The 21,741-nt window shown below is 41.7% G+C and carries 21 protein-coding genes; 16 read left to right on the top strand and 5 right to left on the bottom strand.

The features are described from left to right. Positions 1 to 100 precede the first annotated feature (100 nt). Entirely contained in the window at positions 101 to 1,183 is a 1,083-nt protein-coding gene (locus tag JMX96_RS05085; RefSeq protein WP_102078467.1) for a 3-deoxy-7-phosphoheptulonate synthase, read from the bottom strand. Between the two features lie 513 nt (positions 1,184 to 1,696). Here JMX96_RS05085 and lpxB point away from each other — a divergent pair. From lpxB to JMX96_RS05100, 3 genes are all read left to right on the top strand, one after another. Further along, positions 1,697 to 2,929 carry a lipid-A-disaccharide synthase gene (gene lpxB / locus JMX96_RS05090; RefSeq protein ID WP_413786733.1) on the top strand — a complete coding sequence of 411 codons (1,233 nt, stop codon included), beginning with the start codon at positions 1,697 to 1,699 and terminating at the stop codon, positions 2,927 to 2,929. A gap of 22 nt (positions 2,930 to 2,951) precedes the next feature. Next, entirely contained in the window at positions 2,952 to 3,830 is an 879-nt protein-coding gene (locus tag JMX96_RS05095; protein WP_201567788.1) for a ribonuclease HII, read from the top strand. 334 nt (positions 3,831 to 4,164) lie between these two features. Further along, entirely contained in the window at positions 4,165 to 5,418 is a 1,254-nt protein-coding gene (locus tag JMX96_RS05100) for a CAP domain-containing protein (protein WP_201567790.1), read from the top strand. Between the two features lie 151 nt (positions 5,419 to 5,569). On the opposite strand, the gene JMX96_RS05105 is transcribed toward JMX96_RS05100, so the two are convergent. Next, positions 5,570 to 6,235 carry a DUF924 family protein gene (locus JMX96_RS05105; protein WP_201567792.1) on the bottom strand — a complete coding sequence of 222 codons (666 nt, stop codon included), beginning with the start codon at positions 6,233 to 6,235 and terminating at the stop codon, positions 5,570 to 5,572. Between the two features lie 99 nt (positions 6,236 to 6,334). Between JMX96_RS05105 and JMX96_RS05110 the strand changes: the two genes are divergently transcribed. Both JMX96_RS05110 and JMX96_RS05115 read left to right on the top strand, forming a co-directional pair. Beyond that, positions 6,335 to 7,576, top strand: a complete 1,242-nt coding sequence (locus tag JMX96_RS05110) for a carboxynorspermidine decarboxylase (RefSeq protein ID WP_227676926.1) — start codon at positions 6,335 to 6,337, stop codon at positions 7,574 to 7,576. Between the two features lie 275 nt (positions 7,577 to 7,851). Next, on the top strand, positions 7,852 to 9,126 hold the full coding sequence (locus JMX96_RS05115; RefSeq protein WP_201567794.1) for a saccharopine dehydrogenase family protein: 1,275 nt from the start codon (positions 7,852 to 7,854) through the stop codon (positions 9,124 to 9,126). Between the two features lie 177 nt (positions 9,127 to 9,303). Here the strand turns inward: JMX96_RS05115 and JMX96_RS05120 are convergent, their stop codons facing one another. Continuing rightward, on the bottom strand, positions 9,304 to 10,245 hold the full coding sequence (locus JMX96_RS05120; RefSeq protein ID WP_201567803.1) for a restriction endonuclease: 942 nt from the start codon (positions 10,243 to 10,245) through the stop codon (positions 9,304 to 9,306). A gap of 99 nt (positions 10,246 to 10,344) precedes the next feature. Then, positions 10,345 to 11,259 (bottom strand): protease HtpX, encoded by a 915-nt coding sequence (gene htpX, locus JMX96_RS05125; RefSeq protein WP_201567811.1) that lies wholly within the window; start codon positions 11,257 to 11,259, stop codon positions 10,345 to 10,347. Between the two features lie 221 nt (positions 11,260 to 11,480). Between htpX and JMX96_RS05130 the strand changes: the two genes are divergently transcribed. Beyond that, the gene (locus JMX96_RS05130) at positions 11,481 to 11,813 is read left to right on the top strand and encodes a YnfA family protein (RefSeq protein ID WP_201567813.1); all 333 of its coding nucleotides are present in this window, start codon (positions 11,481 to 11,483) and stop codon (positions 11,811 to 11,813) included. A gap of 106 nt (positions 11,814 to 11,919) precedes the next feature. Here the strand turns inward: JMX96_RS05130 and JMX96_RS13670 are convergent, their stop codons facing one another. After that, a complete protein-coding gene (locus JMX96_RS13670; protein ID WP_256958865.1) occupies positions 11,920 to 12,045 on the bottom strand; it encodes a hypothetical protein in 126 nt (41 codons plus the stop codon). Positions 12,046 to 12,435: 390 nt separating this feature from the next. On the opposite strand from JMX96_RS13670, the gene JMX96_RS05135 reads away from it, so the two are divergent. From JMX96_RS05135 to lptB, 10 genes are all read left to right on the top strand, one after another. Then, a complete protein-coding gene (locus JMX96_RS05135; RefSeq protein ID WP_191113700.1) occupies positions 12,436 to 13,053 on the top strand; it encodes a 6-pyruvoyl trahydropterin synthase family protein in 618 nt (205 codons plus the stop codon). After that, a complete protein-coding gene (gene tsaE / locus JMX96_RS05140) occupies positions 13,046 to 13,576 on the top strand; it encodes a tRNA (adenosine(37)-N6)-threonylcarbamoyltransferase complex ATPase subunit type 1 TsaE (protein ID WP_201567823.1) in 531 nt (176 codons plus the stop codon). Before JMX96_RS05135 ends, tsaE begins: the two co-directional genes overlap by 8 nt. Before the next feature lie 53 nt (positions 13,577 to 13,629). Then, positions 13,630 to 15,399, top strand: coding sequence for a DNA mismatch repair endonuclease MutL (mutL, locus tag JMX96_RS05145; protein ID WP_201567832.1), 1,770 nt, complete (start codon positions 13,630 to 13,632; stop codon positions 15,397 to 15,399). Between the two features lie 82 nt (positions 15,400 to 15,481). Continuing rightward, the gene (gene miaA / locus JMX96_RS05150; RefSeq protein WP_201567840.1) at positions 15,482 to 16,645 is read left to right on the top strand and encodes a tRNA (adenosine(37)-N6)-dimethylallyltransferase MiaA; all 1,164 of its coding nucleotides are present in this window, start codon (positions 15,482 to 15,484) and stop codon (positions 16,643 to 16,645) included. Positions 16,646 to 16,972: 327 nt separating this feature from the next. Beyond that, positions 16,973 to 17,500 (top strand): RNA chaperone Hfq, encoded by a 528-nt coding sequence (gene hfq, locus JMX96_RS05155; RefSeq protein ID WP_201567848.1) that lies wholly within the window; start codon positions 16,973 to 16,975, stop codon positions 17,498 to 17,500. A 219-nt stretch (positions 17,501 to 17,719) separates the two neighbouring features. Next, entirely contained in the window at positions 17,720 to 18,712 is a 993-nt protein-coding gene (locus JMX96_RS05160) for a KpsF/GutQ family sugar-phosphate isomerase (protein WP_114700106.1), read from the top strand. 77 nt (positions 18,713 to 18,789) lie between these two features. Continuing rightward, entirely contained in the window at positions 18,790 to 19,356 is a 567-nt protein-coding gene (locus JMX96_RS05165) for a KdsC family phosphatase (RefSeq protein WP_201567850.1), read from the top strand. Further along, complete coding sequence (gene lptC, locus JMX96_RS05170) at positions 19,353 to 19,937, top strand: LPS export ABC transporter periplasmic protein LptC (protein WP_057760443.1); 585 nt, start codon at positions 19,353 to 19,355, stop codon at positions 19,935 to 19,937. Before JMX96_RS05165 ends, lptC begins: the two co-directional genes overlap by 4 nt. Before the next feature lie 89 nt (positions 19,938 to 20,026). Next, positions 20,027 to 20,584: a lipopolysaccharide transport periplasmic protein LptA gene (gene lptA, locus JMX96_RS05175; RefSeq protein WP_057760441.1), complete on the top strand. Its 558-nt coding sequence runs from the start codon at positions 20,027 to 20,029 to the stop codon at positions 20,582 to 20,584. A 143-nt stretch (positions 20,585 to 20,727) separates the two neighbouring features. Then, positions 20,728 to 21,438, top strand: coding sequence for an LPS export ABC transporter ATP-binding protein (gene lptB / locus JMX96_RS05180; RefSeq protein ID WP_370587250.1), 711 nt, complete (start codon positions 20,728 to 20,730; stop codon positions 21,436 to 21,438). Positions 21,439 to 21,741 lie beyond the last annotated feature (303 nt).

The raw sequence follows: 21,741 nt of genomic DNA on the forward strand, positions 1-21,741 counted from the left end.
TGAGTTGAGACAGAGTGTTCATAAATAAAAAGCCCCCTTCGTACTAATACGAAGGGGGCTTTTTATTTTTTGCTCGACGATAAATTATCGTGAATAGCTATTAGCGATTTGGTAGCACATCTTTTACCATATCACGTAAGTCACGTAATGCTGTGACGGTGCTATCCCAATCTAGGCAACCATCGGTGATCGATTTGCCGTACTCAAGCTGGCTTAAATCAGCAGTCAATTTTTGATTGCCGCCTTTCAAGTGACTCTCAATCATCATACCGATAATTGATTTATTACCATTTTGGATTTGTTCAGCAACGTTTTTGATAACCATCGGTTGTAGGTAAGGGTCTTTACCAGAGTTGGCATGACTTGAGTCAATCATAATCTTGCTATTGGTTTTGCCTTTTGCCAGCTCGTTTTCAACTTGGGCTACCGCAGTTTCATCATAGTTAGGTTTACCGTTACCACCGCGAAGTACCACGTGCGCGTAAGGGTTACCTTTAGATTTGATGATAGAGACTTTACCATCTGACGACAGACCTAAAAAGCTATGACCTTCTTTAACCGCTTGCATGGCATTGACAGCAACTGTCATGCCGCCATCAGTACCGTTCTTAAAGCCAACTGGGCATGATAAGCCAGAGCTCATTTCGCGATGCGTTTGGCTCTCAGTGGTACGTGCACCAATGGCTGACCAGCTGATTAGATCTTGTATGTACTGCGGTGTATTTGGATCAAGTGCTTCAGTCGCGCAAGGTAAACCCTTTTCATTCAAATCAAGTAGCAATTTACGAGCCGTGCGCAAGCCTTTTTCTATATCAAAGCTGTCATTCATGTCAGGGTCGTTGATCATGCCTTTCCAGCCAACCGTCGTACGAGGTTTTTCGAAATAAACACGCATGACCACAAATACACTGTCTTCGATTTCTTTTGCCAATACGGCTAAACGATCGGCATATTCGTGAGCGGCTTTGATATCGTGAATAGAGCAAGGGCCAATGACCACAAACAAACGCTTGTCTTTACCATCCAAGATATCTTGAATAGTATTGCGACCTTTTAGTACGGTGTTATACGCGTCGTCTGACAGAGGCAGCTCGGCTTTTAGCTCGGCGGGGGTAATCAAAGGAATAAATTTTTCAATATTCACGTCGTCAATATCTGCATTATGGGTAACTGATGTTGTCATGGTTATATATCGTCTAGCTGATTTATAGGAACATTCATTATGCGGACAAAAGTGTTGGTTGACAAGGGTAGTCGAACAGTTAATTGACTGATAACTGGAATGAGAAAACTAAAACTTAGTTATACTTATAGAGACTTAGCGTGATATTTGACGTTCTAAATGCACGTTTAGCATTTGGTTTTTCTATCTATTAATAAGAGTTGGTTGAGTTTTTGGTGCATAACGCTCAGATTTTATGCGTGAATTTAGCTATTTGTATCATCGTCACGTATGATAGCAACATTAGCGATGGGTGGACCAAACTGTGGCATTAAAACAGTACGGATGAGTGCGCATATTATTCATAAGGCCATATCGCTGATTTATTACGTTATATTTTATAATAACGGTTTATTTTATTTTGTGTATTTCTAATATCGAGAGCTTGTCATGACAGATTCTGCTACGTCTCATCACTATACTGACCTCATTCATCAAGCCGGGACGGATTCTCAAGTAGCAAACATAAATGCTATGCCGCTAGTGATAGGTATCGTCGCAGGTGAGGTATCTGGTGACAGCTTAGGCGCAGATTTTATGCGGCAAATGAATAATCTACGTGATGATATTGTCTGGGTAGGCGTAGGCGGTACAAAAATGCAGGCGCAAGGGCTACATAGTATTTTCCCATTAGAGCGCTTGGCAGTGATGGGTCTGGTTGAGGTCATGTCGCAGTTACCCGATTTGCTTAAAGCACGTCGCGAGCTATTGAGCGCATTTAAGGCTGCTAATATTGATTGGTTTGTCGGTATTGATGCGCCTGATTTCAATTTGCGAGTATCCAAAAAATTAAAGCCCCAAGGCGTGTTCTGTGTGCAGTATGTCAGTCCTTCTATCTGGGCATGGCGCGAGTCGCGTATCCATAATATTAAGGCGGCGACCAATTTGGTGCTATGTCTATTCCCGTTTGAGTTGCCAGTTTATGAGCGACATAATCATCCGGCGATCTGTGTGGGTCATCCATTACTACGAACCATTGATCAGGTCCTGATCGATACACCAATCAACCAACGTCGCAGTGAGCTCGTTTGGGACAATGATGGGTTGCAGCAGTTTTTTATTGAACGCTTCGATGATGTGAGTCAGCTTATTTGTGTGATGCCAGGCTCTAGGCGCGGTGAAATTACAGCGATTCTGCCATTGATGCTTGATGGTATCCAAAAGTTAATCCTATTAGATCCTAAGCTGTGCTTTATCATTCCAACGGTCGATCAAAACCATCAATATATCGTGCAAGAAGTGATCGACCAACGCTCAGAGCAGCTACGTGAAGCAATTGTGGTGGTTTACGATGATACCCAGCCAGAATTTAGCCAACATGCCATGGCGGCATCAGATATCGTGATGCTGGCTTCTGGGACAGCAACGCTGGAGGCAATGCTGCTTGAACGGCCGATGGTAGTAGTCTATCAATTAAATCAGCTGACTTACCAAATAGCCAAGCGTCTGGTAAAAGTACCATATGTGGCATTGCCTAATATATTGGCTAATGCGCCAATCGTACCTGAGCTGATTCAAGAGCAGGCGAGTGGCGACAATATTTGCCGTACCGTAATGCGATTGCTGCAACCACGCGCTTATGCCGAGCAATTACATGACTTACTAGTGACAAAGCAGTCGCTACAACAGCAAAGTAACCATGAGCCTGCAAACAGCGTGATTGAACAATGGTTTATCCAAAATACTAATACCGTCAATCCTAATTAAACAAGAAAGACTGCCTAACATTATGTATATTCAAAACAGTACAGAAAGCTCAGCTCAGATGATTGACATTAATATCGAGCATATTGATGTCAAAGGACAATATATTCAGTTAGCAGCGCCCATACGTTTATATGGGCAAATGAATACCGCTGAGTTGCTTACTCAATATCTGACTAATGATAACCAAGAGACGGAGCAGTCAATACTACAAATCGGCGTTGATGAAGCAGGGCGCGGCCCATTACTAGGCAGCGTCAATGTGGCGGCGGCAATATTACCTGCGACTTGGTCAGGGCTCATTGAAGAACAGCCGCTTAAAGACACGCCATTGTCGATACTGACAGACTCCAAACAACTGAGTGAAAAAAAGCGCGATATCCTTTATCCATTGGTTCAGCAGCATGCTATCGGCTATATCGTCGCTGATATACCAGCAGCAGTAATCGACCAGGTGAATATCTTGCAGGCAACAATGCTTGGTATGCGCTTATGTACTGAATCATTGCTAGAAGTGATTTTTGAAAAATTCTCGACTACTGGAAATGATAACAGCACGTCGCTCAATCAATTAAAAATCGAAGTACTGTTTGATGGAAATCGTTGTCCTGATTTGAACTATAATAGCTTTGAAAATTTAGAGGTAGCGCCATCTGCGATTGATTGTCAAGCGTGGGTAAAAGGTGATGCGCGTCATACTAGTATTGCAGCGGCCAGTATATTGGCAAAAGTAAGTCGTGATGAATCGATGTATACACTGGATGCTCAATATCCGGAATACGGTATTGCTAAACACAAAGGCTATCCGACGCGCGCGCACATGGAAGCAATCGAAAAATATGGTGTCTTGCCAACGCATAGACGTAGTTTTGCACCAGTAAGAAAAGCGCTAGAAATACAGTAGCTATAAACAAGTGACTATCACAAAGTAGTGATGAAAAAGCGATTATGAAAAAGCGACTGTATAGTGGATACAAAAGAATCGTACTTTAGATGATATCTTTGCCTTAAAAATAGCCTAAGCTTAGTGTTGATTTATATACTTAAAAAGAAACCTGTTACTTGCAATTAGCGAGTAGTAGGTTTTTTTACAAAATAATGAGCAAAAGTTCATAATTTGTAATACAATAGATATTATATTGAAATAAAACACTGTTAAATCAACCACTAACTACCCTGTAGCTGATTTTTATTCTCATTGCTTTTCACAAGCAGGTTATTATTTTATAGGATGAGCGATGACTTCTTATACTTCTCAAAAAAATCTTGCGGCAGTGCTATTTTTAACCATATTTCTCAGCGCGTGCGGCGGAGGCGGTGATTCTGACAGCAGTTCTACATCTGCTAATACAACAGATAACTCACAAAGCGATGAAGCTGCCCAGCCAACAACGTCGGAACCTATTATTTCTGCTCCGATTATAGCGACACCAACTAGTCAGGGTGACGAGCCAAGCGATGGTAATCCTAACGTTGATGGCAATGGGTCAGCTGATAATAATGTACAAGCAGCACTGAGTGCAAATAATCAGTTTAGTTTGGCAAGAACCAGCTGTGGTCTAAATGGTTTATCCGTTGATACAGAACTAGATGATATTGCTATTCAGCACGCAAATTACATTAAATATGTATTTGCTAATAGCTCACCAACTAGCTTTAACGCGCATTTTGAAAATGAAATCAGCGATATTGCTAGTGTGACAGGTTCTAACAATCCTTTTTTCAGTGGATTAGATCTGGCAGATCGATTGATCAATGCAGACTATGGTAACTCTCAATATGGTGTCACTGAAAACATTGCCCAGTCTGTCTATTACAGTTCGGCAGGCAATTTTTTGAGTACAGAAGCTGTAGCAAGCTCTATGGCAAAGTCGCTGTTGTCAGCGCCTTATCATCTACGCTCTTTAATGTTGCCAACCTCAGGTGTAGTAGGAACAGGAGTGGTTACCTATACGCCTAGTAGTAAAAATGCTGCTAACAATAAAGGCTATGTTTTGGTAAGCAATGCTGCAGGGACAAAAACCACGACAAATAAAACGCTTGAAGGTGTTTTTACGTACCCATGTCAAGATGTGACGGGAACAGTTACTGCACTTTATAACGAAACCCCAAATCCAGTCAGAGGCTCTGGGCGCAATTTACGTACTGAGCCTATCGGACAGCCTGTTTATATTAACATGCCATCCGCTGATAAAGTTAAAGTGAGTAACGTTAAATTCCGAGATGTGCAGCGTAATATAGATGTGCCGATTCAATTGCTTGATTCTGACAATGATCCGTACAAAGGTACGAATTATGCGCTACCAACGAATGAAGCATTTATTTTGCCATTAACTGATGCGTTGAAAAGCTGTGAATCAGGTAGTAATAAAGGTGGTAATTGTGGACTTTATGGCAATAGCCAATATAAGGTCAGCTTTGATATTTTGGTTGACGATAAAACATTAGAGCAGCAGTCATTTACGTTTACTACTGGTAAGGTAAATTATTAATAATCATTTAATACGCTCTAAATATTGATCGTAAAAAAGAAGGTCTGAACCAGTGATATGATTCAGACCTTCTTTTTATGTGATGATTTTTTTTGTAATAATTTTTTGTGTAATAACTTTAATTATCTTCATACAATACTAGGAGTCTCGCCTAAAACGATGAGTTAGGCTGTTTTAAAAAGTTTTTTTCATCTTCGGTTGAGTCGCGATTTAGTACCTCGTTGCGATGTGGGTATCGCCCGAATTGATCAATGATTTGTTTGTGACGATGTTCAAAATCTAATGTATTTGCATCATCTAATTGCTCAAATAGCGGTAGATAACGCTTATGAATCATGGCCGACTCGGAGTGCATAAACGGTATAATAATAAACCTACGCCATTGCATCGGTAGAGTATCAAAATAAGGCTGTTGAATGGCTTCTTGGGCGAGTGCTAAGGCCATACCATCTTGTGCAAATGAACTTGCTTGTCCGCGACATAAATTGCGTGAAAACTGATCCAGCACAATAATTTCTGCCAAGCGTCCTGCCAACGCCGTTATCGAGCTATTACCATCCAATGAAGACTCTGCGATACGCCAACTGACACATTCGCCTTGTTTCGCTGCTTCCCAAATGTCGCCAAACTTATCTTGTATTTGCTTATCAAAACGATCGTTTTGTTCAAACCAGTAAGCTTCATTGTTTTTATCAAACCAAAAATCCAACACGGCACGCGCATCAGGATCTAGATAAGTCAAATCTATGTTTTTCGGATCCAATTGTGATGAATGGGATCGACTGGCTGAGGTGGAATAATCGGTTGAGAGTGCCATAAGATATTCTAATTATGATGAATTTAGTCTACTATAGCGCAAATATTTATATCTGTCTGTCAAGATACCAACAGCAGAGTGTCTATTAGGTAATCTATTATGAATGCTAAAAATCTAGAGAATTCTATCAACGCGACATTGCCACCAACGCCTTACTATGTGCTTGATGAAGCGGCCATCGTTGCCAATATGAAAATCATTGCAAGGCTATGTGAGCTGTCTGGTGCAAAAGCATTATTGGCACTAAAATGCTTTGCCACATGGGGCGTGTTTGATGTGATGCAGCCTTATCTGCATGGCACGACTTCATCTTCACTTAACGAAGTCAGATTGGGCTATGAGACCTTTGGCAATAACGATGATGCCAGTAGCAGCGATAAAAAAGAAACGCATGCTTATAGCGTCGCCTATAGTGCAGACGAAATCCCTGAAGTGTTGAACTATGCGGATAAAATCATCTTTAACTCAATCTCACAGCTCAACGCTTTTAAAGCGCAAGCCGCCGCACAAAATATACCTGTAGGTCTACGACTCAACCCTAAGACCAGCAACTCATCGTTTTTGATTGCTGATCCTGCGCGTCCATTTAGTCGTCTTGGTGAACACGATAAAGATAAAATCGCAGCAGTACTTGGCGATATCACTGGCGTCATGATTCATAACAATTGCGAAAATGACAGCTTTGAAGCCTTTAGTGAAAGCTTGGCTGATATCGAAGAAAGATTTGGTGATGTCTTAGCGCAGCTTGAATGGGTGAGCTTGGGCGGCGGTATCCACTTTATCGCGCCTGATTATCCATTAGAGAAGCTAGCTGCACGTTTGAAAGCGTTTAGCGAAAACTATGGCGTGCAAGTGTATCTTGAGCCGGGTGAAGCCAGTATTCACGGTGCGGGCACGTTGGTAACTACTGTATTGGATACCATGCATAACGAAAAAAACCTAGCAGTCGTCGATGCTTCTATCGAAGCGCATATGCTTGATCTATTGATTTATCGTGAGTCCGCACCGATTGCCGCGATTAACCATACAGCTGTCGATATTGCACCTATTGGTAATCCTGCAGAAGCTGCATCGTCTGAAGCTGATGCTGAGTCGGCAGACCATACCATTATCTATGGTCGTTCTTGCTTAGCAGGTGATATTTTCGGCGAGTATGCATTACCGAGTAATCTTCAGATAGGCGATCAGATTGCCTTTGGCAATGCTGCTGGTTATACAATGGTTAAGAAAAACTGGTTCAATGGTGTCAACATGCCAGCGATAGTCATCTGTCGATTGGATGGCAGTATCGATATCCAACGTGAGTTTGATTATCAAGATTATAAAGCCAGCTTGTCTTAAAGCGTTACTTTTGCGCCTTTTCTACATTAGAAAACAAAGGCTTAGTCTTAATAATGGGTAATTTTAAGGTATCTACTATTGATACATTATTTTTTACCGATAAGGGAATAAAAATTGTTATAATCGCGTCGGGCAAATAATGGAGTATTATTTGCCCGACGGGTGCGTGGGTTTTCCTCGGTCTTCCTTTTTAATTCACGCATATCATTCACTCGTTTCTGTTTTGCATAGCCGCTATCAATGGTATCGACAGGGACACAAAGGAGGATTGTTCATTGAACACAAACCAACAAGCTAAGCCCAACAAAAAAGACGTACTGATCATCGGAGCAGGCGGTGTCGCTCAAGTGGTCGCGCATAAATGTGCGATGCACAATGATGTACTTGGTGAGATTCATATCGCCTCACGTACAAAAGACAAATGCGACACCATCGCCCAAAGTGTAAAAGAAAAAGACAGCTTTAAGCAGGCTGCGGTCTTGCATACGCATCAAGTTGATGCGATGGACAGCCAAGCACTTGTGCAGCTGATACAAGACACTGGAATACAAATAGTTATCAATGTTGGTTCGGCATTTATCAATATGACCGTACTAGAAGCCTGCATTGAGACAGGTACTGCCTACATAGATACGGCTATTCATGAAGACCCACGTAAGATTTGTGAGACACCGCCGTGGTACAACAACTATGAATGGCAACGTAAAGAGCGCTGTGCAGACAACAATGTCACTGCCATTTTAGGTGCAGGGTTTGATCCTGGTATGGTCAACGCCTACGCGCGTCTGGGCTATGACATGATGGATGCAGGATCTGTGACGGATATCGATATCATTGATATCAATGCGGGCAGCCATGGCAAATACTTTGCGACCAACTTTGACCCAGAGATCAACTTCCGTGAGTTCACCGGTACGGTTTACTCTTGGCAGGATAGCAAGTGGCAGTCTAACAAAATGTTTGAAGTCAAACGTACGGACGATTTGCCAGTTGTGGGTGTGCAAAACAGCTATCTAAGTGGCCACGATGAAGTGCATTCATTGTCAGCCAATCTAGATGTACCAAACATTCGCTTTTGGATGGGTTTTGGTGAGCATTACATCAATGTCTTCACTGTCCTACAGAGCTTAGGATTGTTGTCTGAGCAGCCAGTGATAACTGCTGAAGGCCAAGAAGTTGTACCACTAAAAGTTGTTAAAGCAGTACTACCAGATCCAAGCTCACTTGCACCGAACTATACAGGCAAGACCTGCATTGGTGATAAAGTCAAAGGCAAGATCAATGGTGTTGAGACTGAAGTGTTTATTTATAATGTTTCAGATCATAAAGATGCTTACAACGAAGTTGGTAGCCAAGGTATCTCTTATACCGCAGGCGTGCCACCTGTTGCTGCTGCGATACTGGTCGCAACTGGCGAATGGGATGCAGGTAAGATGGTCAACGTCGAAGAGTTAGATGCCAAGCCATTTATCAATCTACTAAATAAGATTGGTCTGCCAACGCGTATCAAAGATAGCGAAGGTGATAGAGCGCTTGAGTTTGATATTTAATTAGCAAATTTTTTTTAGAAAAGCCTGTCTTATATAGATAGGCTTTTTTTATGTCTAAGTAATGAGAGCTAGCGGTGACATTACGTTCTTGCTACTATCGATCGTGTTTGAATGCATGAGCGGCTTATAGAATGGATATAATTTCCGATTGGATAGAAAATGTTTTACGATTTTACTTCATAAGTCGTGGTTATGAAACGCATGACGATAAGCTCTTCGATGTCCTTTCGCCACAGCATCAGCAACAGTACGTACATAAAAACGTCTTGAATCTTTATTGATGCCTATATTATCGTATTGTTGGTCAGTAGGGAGGTGATATATCTTTTCACCATTTTTGGTAGTTGTGCATTTTATCTTAGGATAGTTTTTATCTAAATTGAAATTTTCCGTAAATTTTACATCTAAAGTTTCAGCGCTATTTCTTGCAATTGCTCCTAGTGTTGTCGAGGTAATTATGTAGGCGTCTATTTTTTTAAAGCCAAATTCATTATTTTTAACTCGTAGCTGCCATGTACCGTATAATTGGAATATACTGTTTTCAAATAAACTTTTGTTCTGTGACCAGTACTTACATTGAACTAAGCGCACTCTATCTTTTTTCATGCAAATTAGATCTATACCTTCATCTTGCTTTCCTTTTTTAGCTCCATGATATATTACGTGCCATCCTTTTTTTTCAAAAACATACCCTACATACCTCTCGTAGAATAAACCAATTTCTTCTTTAGAATGATTTTTACTAATGTATCTATCAAGCTCTTTCTGATTTAGTTCGTTTTCATTAAATACCGTGTTTTTATGTTTATTATTATTCTCTTTTTCAGGTATGTCATGTATTTCTCTGTATGTAAAGCCGCGATGTGACTCCTGCTGCTTACTTTCAGTATTTTTATCAGTAGCTTTATCTTTTTCATTATGTTTGAAATATTTGTAAGCAAGAAAAATACATATCGCTATCGAGGTTAGGCTAGCATAATCATCATTAAAACCAAGAACTTCCCTAAGAATCGAGTATATAAAGCTACCTAGAGCTACATTTAAGATAATGGATAGAGCAATAATCCAGACAATGTTATTGCTGGGCTGTTCAGCTTCACCTTGTTTTTTGTCAGACATAAATATCTCAATATTGAGCCTTGGATTAATAGAGACGGTATAAATCAGCACGTTTTAAAACTATGTTTATAGTAATTCATAAAAGAGGTAGTTCAATCATCACCCCTCACTAGGATTATATTCTCGCAACGCCACAATACGATCATCCAATGTTGGGTGTGAGCGGAATAGGTTGGCAATACTAAAGCCTTGAGTTTGTCCTGATGAGATCGCAAATGCTTTCATACTCTCAGACATTTGATCCGGTCGCTGTGCAGAAGGACGCAACGCATCAAGCGCACTGATCATTTTTTCGCGGCTGGCAAGTTTGGCACCCATTTGATCCGCACGGAATTCACGTAAGCGTGAAAACCACATGACGATGGCAGACGCCAAAAATCCAAGCAAAATATCCATCACAATACTGGTAATAAAGTACCCAACACCTGGGCGATCACTGGTATTTTTGAACACAGTACGATCAACGAAACTACCGACAATGCGTGCAAAGAACATCACAAACGCATTGACCACGCCTTGAATGAGAGCGAGGGTTACCATATCGCCATTGGCCACATGACCAATCTCATGCGCCAATACGGCTTCGACTTCATCTTGATTCATATTTTGCAATAGACCAGACGAAACTGCCACTAGCGCTTTATTTTTATTCCAGCCAGTCGCAAAGGCATTTGGCTGCGAATTATTAAAAATACCAACCTCAGGCATACCGATATTTACGGCTCGTGCTTGTTTGGCGATTGTATCAACTAACCATTGCTCAGTAGCGGTGCGTGGCGATTCTATAACTACCGTACCAGTGGATCTTTTAGCCATCCACTTCGATATAAATAGCGACACCATCGAGCCGACCATACCGTAGATACCACACATAACAGCAAGGCTAATGTAGTTAAGACCACCTGCGCTGTGCACGCCGCCAATCCCAAAAAACCTCGATAAAATACCAAACACAATGCTAAATACTACAATCACTGCTAAGTTGGTTAATAAAAATAATCCAATGCGCATCATGACGCTAGCTTCCTATTTACAATGTCGGTATGGCCTCGATAGAGCGCTCTCTAAGAGGTTTGTTTGCTATGATAGATTTTACTGTGATTTTGACTGTAATGTCAGACAAAATAGCTTTTTATAAGAGGTGACAGAGATAGGGTGATTATTCTGGGAAATGCCGTACAATACCTGACTGGTTTTAGCAGGTTAGAACAGTAGTAGATGAGGAGTAGTAATTTTTGACAGAATTAAAGACGGTTGGGCTATTTGCGCTTACTGCATTGGCTGAGATAGCAGGATGTTATCTGCCTTATCTGTGGCTGCGAGAAGGTAAGTCAATCTGGCTACTGATACCTGGTGCGCTGAGTTTGGTTGTATTTGTTTGGCTGCTGTCATTACATCCGACTGCTGCGGGCAGGGTTTATGCTGCATATGGTGGTGTTTATATATGCATGGCGATTTTATGGTTATGGACGGTCAATGGTATACGACCAACCATGTGGGACATAGTGGGTTCGATAGTTGCGCTATTAGGAATGGCGATTATTATGTTTGCACCGCGCGGAGCTTAATCAAAACCTAAGCTTAATAAGACAGTGCTTAGCTAAAGGCCAATGACGAACCAAAAAAATACCAATCAAACGGTTAGGTCAGATTGGCATATTGATGTATTTATTATTAATGTTTGCCTAAGATGCTACCATTGTCGTCTTTCTTGGCTTGTTTGGCAGCTTTCTTCTCTTTAGCAGTCAAAAGGGGCTTTTTCTTAACGTTCTTCTTGCTGTCTTGACCTTTGCTCATCATCGTTTCCTTTTTTACAGCACACTACTCATTACGCAAAGTTCAGCGAATTCAAGATAGTGTGAGTACAGCTAACATAGCTGTTTACTGAATAGAGTATAGGCTTAAGCTTTAGTAATAGATAGCGCTCGCACAATTCGTCTACGATTCAATTATCATTCAAATCGTTTATGGTTTTCGCTAAGTGTTCTCTGCGCAGAATGACGAGCAACCCCAATACGGTTAGTCCTAGTTTATCAATTGATTCGTTCAATCAATCATTGTATTAATAAGTGCTTACTTACGGATACATGGCGATTTGCTATAATGGACTATAAACCGATTCATAAACACGGCAAACTCTTATTTATTAACATTTAGCACCATAGTGCTTACTGTTTTGGTCAAATTATTATGCGTATTCGTAAACTGTTCAAATTTGAAAATGCTCACATCGTTCGTAACTGTAGTTCTGAGCGTTGTAAGCACTCGATTCATGGTCATAGCTATCAAATTGAGCTGATCCTTGAGGCCACTCGTTTAGACCATGGGCAAATGGTTTATGACTTTGGTCTACTAAAGTCTTCTATCAAAGACATTATTGATAGCTTTGATCATGCCATTTGCTTTTGGAACAAAGATGATCCTGAGTATGTCGCAGCGTGTAAGAAATTTAGCGCACGTTGGATAAGCCTACCAGTTTCGCCATCGGCAGAGCAGTTTTCACGAGTAATATTCTTTTGGGCGCAAGAAATACTGCGCCAGACACAAATGCAAAATGGTGAAGCAGATGTCAGCGTGTACTCAGTAATTGCTCACGAGACGGCGACAGGGTATGCGCAGTGTTTTGCTGATGATGTTGCAAACGATCAAATGGGTAAGCTGGTCTTAGAAGATTTTGAATTCAGTGAGCAGGTTCGTGCTGAGTGGACTGACTCTGAGCTGTATGCCAAACTGATTCGCGGTGAAAGCTTTACCAATCCAACTGTGACCATGCAGGTACAGACAGAGCAGGTTCAGTCTGATGTGTGATGGTCAATCTATAGAAAATAGCAAATACTTAAAGACTCTGATACTCAATTCTGAGCAAGATACTCAAGCATTAGCTAAGCAATTAGCGACATTGCCGCTGACAGGTAGCGTGTGGCTGGCAGGTGACTTGGGCGCTGGAAAGACTACATTGACGCGTTATTGGTTACAAGCGCTCGGTCATACAGGTGCAGTGAAAAGTCCAACCTATACTTTGGTTGAGCCTTATAGTATTCAGCGAAAAGATGGTTCGATCAAGCCAGTTTATCATGCAGATTTATATCGTCTGCAAGATCCAGAAGAACTGTCTTTTATTGGATTTGACGAGTATCTGGATGAGCCTGAAGCATTAGTCATCATCGAATGGGCTAGCCGTGCTGATAGCTATCTTCCGCCGCCCACGTTATTTATCGATATGACTCAAAGTGTAAGCGATGATAACGGCACTGAAGCTCGCCAAGTGCAGTTGAGACTGTCAAAGGCAGGTCAAGCGCAGGGTCTGGATCTATCGCAACTTATCATCTAAATGAATATCTAAATTACACCAATCGCTACTTTCCAAAAACATGACATATATCTATGCCAGATAATCATCCTAATAAACGCATTAAAAAACTATCGCCGTTGCTGATCAATCAATTAGCAGCAGGTGAGGTGGTGACACGTCCAGCAGCAGTGGTCAAGGAGTTGCTTGAGAATGCCATCGATGCTGGCGCGACCAATATTGAAGTGCGCATCACTCAAGGCGGTATGGGTTTGATTGAAGTGGTGGATAATGGGGTCGGTATTCATCCTGATGACATGGTTATGGCCATTACTCGTCATGCGACCAGTAAGGTTGCTGACGTTGCTAATTTGCATGGTATTACGACGTTGGGTTTTCGCGGTGAGGCGTTAGCGGCCATGGCTGCTGTCTCGCGTTTAACCTTAACCAGTAGTCATGATGAGAGCGGTATCGGTCGTCAATTACAGGTCGCTGGCGTATTGGATGACACACCGAAACTGTTACCAGTTGTCCATAACCGCGGTACTACGATTGTCGTAAAAGATTTGTATTTCAATGTGCCTGCCCGCCGTGGCAACCTAAAATCTATTGCTACTGAATTCGGTCATATTGAAACCATTGTTCGTGAAGTCGCACTGGCGCGTGCCGATGTTGCTTTGACACTTTTTCATGACAATAAACAGCGGCTATCATTATCTGCAAGTGCTACGGGTATTAATGGTGACAATGACAGTCGCTTGCCACTGCCGCGGTTGGAACAAGCAACGGGTATGGCATTGACAGATAATGCATTAGCAATATCGATAGATTTGTCGAGTCTGGTACAGTCGTCTGTAGCGTACGATGATAGCAATGTTAATCAGGCAGCGATTAGTGGTTGGTTATGGCCATTGCATCATGAAAAATCTGACTTACCAAAGCTGATTTATGTAAATGGCAGACTGGTAAAAGAAGCGTTGATTAGCAATCAGATACGTCAACTGGCACAAGGTGCGCAGCTAGCAGGTATGGGGTATGCACTGTATTTTGATTTACCAACTCAATGGTTAAATATCAATGTACATCCATCTAAACAACGTATCAAAATCAGTCCATTGAATAATATTATGGCGCACTTAGGCCATACAGTTCGTGCGCAGTTGAAAACGATCGATGTAGCTAAGTTTGGGTCTGAGTCTGCATCTGCGTCCGTAGCGACGACAGAAACTGACAGCCAATATACTTCTGTGGCAAGAACAAGTAATGATGTTCCTCTAAGTCGTTCTTCTGGAATACCCATCTCAAGTAGTCAGTCTAGCAATAACCAAAGGCAGAATAATCAAGTAGAAGCTACTAGACAGGCTTATCAGCCTACTGCAAACCAATCATCTTCAAATAATCCTTTATTGCAAGAGTCATTGCGATCTCATATCAATGAGCGGTCAGATCAAAGTAACAACAGCTCGTCACATTATTCCGTTGTAGCAGCTACTTCTGTCTCTTTACCAATTTGCTTAGATATTATTGAAAACGTAGAGACTATTGGTATTGACTCAAGTACAGATAATAAAAAGCTACCTTGGCTATTATTTTATCACCAAGGGCAGTGTGTACTGATAGGTGCTAAAGACTGGCAGTCTAAAATAAACCAGTTGTTTGAATCACTTACCTCTAGTCAGCAAGTATTCAAAAAATATAGATTGCTAAGCAGTGCTACTAAGATTAATCAGCAACTTATGACGGTTAATACGCAAATGTCTGCGCAAGATTCAATAGTTTTTGCAAATGATCTTACCGAAATAATCATGAGCAATGCTATTAAAGCGATAGATAGCCACCACTTAGTAAAGCTAATGCTATCCTGAATATCTTAAAATAATTACAACATCTTAAAGCAATTAAACCAATTGATATCTGAGTTATCCATATATTATGAAAGGCCACTTTATGCAACATTCGTCTGATAGCCTACCTCACAAACTGACGGATAACAGCGTGGTTTGTCTTATGGCACCAACCGCTAGTGGCAAAACGTCACTGGCATACGAGCTATACGATACTGGCCGTTTTGAATTAATTTCTGTGGACTCAGCGCTGATATATCGTGACATGAATATTGGCACAGCCAAGCCAACAGCGGCTGAACTGGCGCGTTATCCACATCATTTGGTCGATATCATTGATCCTAAGCAAAGCTATAGCGTGGCTGAGTTTGTCAGTGATGTTGCCCGTCTAATTGACGAATGTCACAGAAATGGCAAGATACCACTATTAGTAGGCGGCACCATGATGTATTACATGGCGCTACTCGATGGGTTGTCTCCTGTGCCCGATAGCGATGACAGCGTACGGGCGCGCGTAGAGCAGTGGCGTCAAGAGGAAGGTATTAGCGCTCTATATGATTATTTGGGGAGTATAGACCCCATAAGTCATGAGCGTTTGAATGCTACTGATACTCAGCGTATCACGCGAGCAATTGAGGTCTACCTACAAACAAATATTCCAATAAGTGACTGGCAGCGCAAGCCAAAGCAAGCCCTAGCCCACAACCCAGAGCAGCAGTGGCACGCGCTATCGGTAATGCCAGATCGTTCATGGCTACATAATCGTATCGAACAACGTCTAGATATCATGTGGAATGAAGGACTAGTGACTGAAGTCATAGACTTACTAAAAAAGTATCCGCTCACGCCTAATATGCCTTCGATGCGCTGTGTGGGCTACAGGCAAGTACTAGAATACTTGGTGCATATTGATCATCCGATATTTGACGAAACTCATCTGAATAAAGCTCAATTTTATGAAGCTTTTGGCAAGCATACAGCTGTCAACGGAGAAGAAATCCCAGCTAATGTTGCTCAGTCAGCTGCTCAACCAAACATGGCTAACCAAGAGACCGAGGCGCTTGCTTGTCAGGAAATGCAAAATAAGGCATTATATGCTACAAGACAGCTAGCAAAACGTCAGTACACATGGCTGAGAAAGGTAATGCAATTGCCTAGCGCACCATCAAATGGGATAGCAGAATCTGAGAGCAAGGCTGATGCTAGCAGTCGTATGATATTACAAACGTTTAAAACCATGGCCGAAGCACGAGAGTACTTGTCTTAAGGTACAATGATAGCTAACACAATTAGTTTCAAAAATTGACATAGATAGCTGTTATAATTTGGCTCAGTGCTTTGAGCATTGTTATTATGTCTGGTTTATGAACTTTTGTAGACAGAAAATATTAACGAAACAACTAGTTACTTAATTATTTACAATAATAACGTATTCGCGATAAAGTGGAATCACTTAAGAGCAACGAATATTTATTTAGATACGTTTTATAAAGAAAACACCTTATTGTATCTACCTTTTAGCCATTATAATTAAATTAACACTTAAAATAATTGGCACTCAAAACATAACTATATAATATTTAGGAGAGATTTCATGTCAAAAGGACAAACTTTACAAGATCCGTTCTTGAACTCGCTGCGCAAAGATCGCATTCCTGTCTCTATTTTTTTGGTAAATGGCATTAAATTACAAGGCCAAATTGAATCATTTGATCAATATGTCGTTCTCTTAAAAAACACAGTGAGTCAAATGGTATATAAGCATGCTATTTCAACAGTCGTGCCAGCGCGTAACCCGCGTAGTAGTACGACGACAGGTACAAGTGCTCAGCCTCAGAGCGCAGCACCGACTGGATATCAAGGCGGTGGTTTTGAACGTGGTAGCAACCCTGCTGCTAGCGGCTTTGAAGAGCGCGGATTTGCATCGAGTCGTAGTGGATTCAATCGTGGTGGTTTTAGCCAAGGTCAGGATCGCGGCTTTGAACGCGGTAGCTTTGGTCAAGGTCAAGAGCGCGGGTTTGAGCGTGGTGGCTTCGGTCAAGATCGTGGGTTTGATGCCACGGCAGATAATACAGGCTTTGAAGATAAGCCAAGCGATGGTTCTAATGATAGCAACAGCTAACTCATTGCCCTAATCGAGCATGTTGTCTGAACAAAGTGTTAAGACATGATTTATTCGTTTAAAACCTGCTGATATAGTGGGTTTTTTTTGTATAGATAGCAGCAAGTTCTTTGTTCAGTACGAAGTGCTATATTAGTGTAGATTTTGTAGACCATTACTAATATGAAACATAGTGTAGTAAAATAGCGTATTGATTCATTATAAAAACAGAGCGGATGCATGAGTGATACCAAAAACAACTTAACCCATGAGCAATTTATTACCACTGCTATCGAGGCCATTAACACAGAGATATCTGCGTTAGCACTACTAACAGAGCAGATTGATGACAGATTTGCACAAGCATGTGACATCATTCTGACTTGTAAGGGTCGAGTAGTGGTTACGGGCATGGGTAAGTCAGGGCTAATTGGACGCAAAATTGCAGCGACCTTTGCCTCAACTGGTACGCCTGCTTTTTTTATGCATCCTGGTGAAGCAGGGCATGGTGATTTGGGGATGCTTGTGAAAGGCGATGTGCTGCTTGCTATTTCAAACTCAGGTGAGTCAGATGAAATTAAGATGCTACTGCCAGTTGTTAAGCATCTAAATATCCCTCTCATCAGTATCAGTCGTGATAAGCGCGGTATGCTACCGCGAGCAGCTGATATTGTATTGACACTCGGTCAATCGCAAGAGGCTTGTCCACTTAATCTAGCGCCTACCTCCAGTACGACGGCTACTTTAGCGCTTGGAGATGCATTGGCGGTTGCTTTAGTACATGCCCGTAATTTCACTTCTGAAGATTTTGCATTATCGCATCCTGCTGGTGCCCTGGGTCGTCAGCTATTAACGCGTGTTGAAGATTTGATGCATACCAACTCAGAAGACTTGCCTTTGATTCATCAGCAGGCCCCATTGCAACAAGCTTTATTTACCATGTCTGCTGGGCGATTGGGCATGACCGTAGTGACTGATGATAACAATAAGGTCGTCGGTGTGTTCACAGATGGTGACTTACGCCGAGGGTTAGAAAAAGGCATCGATCTACAAACGCCAATGCATGAAGTAATGGTCAGCAATCCACGCCATATCAGTAAAACCATGCGTGCGTCAGATGCGCTGAGTGTTATGAATGAAAGTGGTATTAGCCAGTTATTGATTATTGATGATGAAGATCGTTTAGAAGCTATTATTACCGTGCATGATTTGCTGCAAGCTGGGGTCAAATAAGGTTTGTGAGTTGCCGTTGAAATAGTTAAGCTATATAGAATAATGCTTCGAAAATAAATATTAAAAAGAGACAAATAATGCAGGACTTGATACAGAAAGCCGGACAAGTAAAACTATTGGTCATGGATGTTGATGGTATTTTATCCAATGGTCAAATTATCTATGATGCCAATGGTGTTGAGACCAAAGCGTTCTCCGTACAGGATGGTGTGGGTGTTAAGTCTCTAGCGCGCTACGGTATTTTGACAGCCATTATTACCGGCCGTAGTAGTGCGATGGTGAATAAGCGAGCAGCAGAAATGGGCGTCGACCATGTGGTGCAAGGCCGTGATGATAAGCTCATTGCACTAAACGAGCTGCTATCGTCTCTAGATCCTGCCCTGAATATCACTGCTGCCGACTGTGCCTATATGGGCGATGATTTACCAGACATTAAAGCGATGCAAACAGTAGGGTTTGCGGCCACCGTACCTAACGCGCATGCTGAAGTCATCAAGCGCAGTGACATGGTAACGACTCGTGCTGGCGGTACTGGTGCAGTACGTGAGATATGTGATCTTATTTTAAAAGGTCATGGACATTATCAAGACTTTATCGCGCATTACACGCTTGATGAGGCGCAAACTCAGGATAAACAGTCGTGAATACACGTGTCTTAATTGTATTAGCCTTAATTATTGCTGGTATCGCGGGTTGGTTTTTTCAGCAGCAAGGCGACGTAACGCCGCCAGTCAATATTGAAACGACAGATGTCGATTATGAAGCTACCGATATCAAAGCTGTACAGACTAATGAACAAGGTGAAACCGAATACGAGCTTACTGCTGAGTCTTTGACGCATAATCCTGAGACCAATCAGGATGAAATGTCAGGCATTACCATGAATTGGGAACCATCTGCAGAGCAACGTTATCGTATTCAAGCGGGCAGTGCAGCCATCAGTCAACAGACAGGGGAGCTTAGTTTATCAGGTGGATTTACACTGGTTAGCGAAGGCAATAAGAGTACCCCCGATATCGAACCAATAAAAGTAACTGGTAGTACGCTAAAGGGCAATACGAAATCAGGCAAGGTATACAGTGACGCGCCTGTGAAAATCGAACAAGGCATGAATCGATTTGAAGCCTCTAGTATGACTGCCAATCTTGAGACGGGAGAGTATGAATTTGGCCAAGTTGCTGTTGCCTTTTCTCCATCTGAACGCCAAGATAAAGCATTGTTTTAATCAAAGTACTTCTTATTTACTGTGTTAAAAAATAGCAGCTAGCATAAAGTTTGCAAATCCTACCACCTATTATGAAATGAGTTATTTATATGAAACTTAAATTTTTGCCTACTTTACGCGCATCATCACTCTGCTTGCACAAATTGCGCGCACTGCCAATGGTAATGTTATTGGCGCTACCGCTATATAGTCATGCATTGCCATCAGACTCTAATCAGCAGATTAAATTGCTAGCAGATAAAGCCACTTATAGTGAGCGTACTGGCGTGACCAGTTATGCAGGTAATGTCATTATTACTCAAGGTACGTTTAAGATGACGGCCGATAACATCACGGTCAATCTTTCTCAGCAGCGCAGCATTAACTCAGCGGTAGCAACTGGCCGTCCAGCGACTATGCAGCAAGTAGTCACACAAGAGAAAGGCTTGGCAAAAGGGCAGGCTAATAAAATTGACTACAACGCAGTGTCTGGGATTATTACACTAACTGGTAATGCAAAACTGGTTCAGAATGGTGCAAGCTTTGCTGGTAATGTTATCCGTTATAGCCTAAAAGCAGGTGATGTTGAAGCAACTGCTGGTGGCAATCAGCGCGTTGAATTGGTATTCCCGCCTAATAACGGTACAAACCAAAGTGGCGTACGTTAATCCAAATAAACAGGCTATGAGTAAATAAGTCTGCCTTTAGCAATGCTTAAATTTTGTGAAAGTAAGAGTAAGTTATGAGCGATGATAAAAATCTAGACCTATCGGCATCAAACACCAATACGGCGCCTGTCGCTCGATTGACTATGCAAAATCTAGGCAAACGCTATGGTAAACGTTGGGTAGTCAAAGACGTTTCATTTTCTGTCGAACAGGGTCAAGTCGTCGGATTGTTGGGGCCTAATGGTGCTGGTAAAACGACTAGCTTCTATATGGTGGTGGGACTGGTCAATATGGATAAAGGCCGCGTTACATTAGGTAAAATGGATTTATCTAAATACGCAATGCACGAGCGTGCGCGTGCGGGTATCGGCTATCTACCGCAAGAGGCATCAATCTTTCGTAAATTATCTATCGAAGATAATATCTTAGCTATCCTGCAGACTCGCACAGAATTAAATAAAGCTGAACAACAGCAAGAACTTGAAAAGTTGATTGGCGAGTTTCATTTAGAACATGTGCGCAAGTCTCAGGGTATGAGCGTGTCAGGCGGTGAGCGTCGTCGCTGTGAGATTGCGCGAGCATTGGCTGCTGATCCTAAGTTTATCTTATTGGATGAACCTTTTGCAGGGGTAGATCCTATCTCTGTTGGCGATATTAAAGATGTTATTTTGACGCTTAAAAATCGCGGTATTGGCGTTTTAATCACCGATCATAATGTTCGAGATACACTGGCTATTTGCGAAAAGGCTTATATTGTATCAGAAGGCGCTATCATTGCAGAAGGCACTTCAGCTGAAGTGTTAGAAAATGATTTAGTGAAATCTGTTTATCTAGGTAAAGACTTCCAAGTATAAGTTAGAACGTTAAGTTGCTTATCTCATACTCTATTTTATATAGTGCGCTTAAAACAAAAAGGTGCCGTTAAAGTAGAGTTATGCTGGTATGGATTTTCCTTACTTTCTATGCATTCTGCTTTCCAAATGCTGCGTAAAATTTATACCAACAGTTTTGTATTTTCTGATTAACTAATAGATCTGGTTAACACTATTCTATATAGAGCCTGTAAGCCAGTTACTATTTATATCTACAATTAATATCTCTACAATTAACATCATCCTCTTTCAAGTACAGCTTGCAAAACCAATGGCTGACTTATC

The sequence above is a fragment of the Psychrobacter sp. JCM 18900 genome, assembly GCF_904846625.1.
Classification (GTDB): domain Bacteria; phylum Pseudomonadota; class Gammaproteobacteria; order Pseudomonadales; family Moraxellaceae; genus Psychrobacter.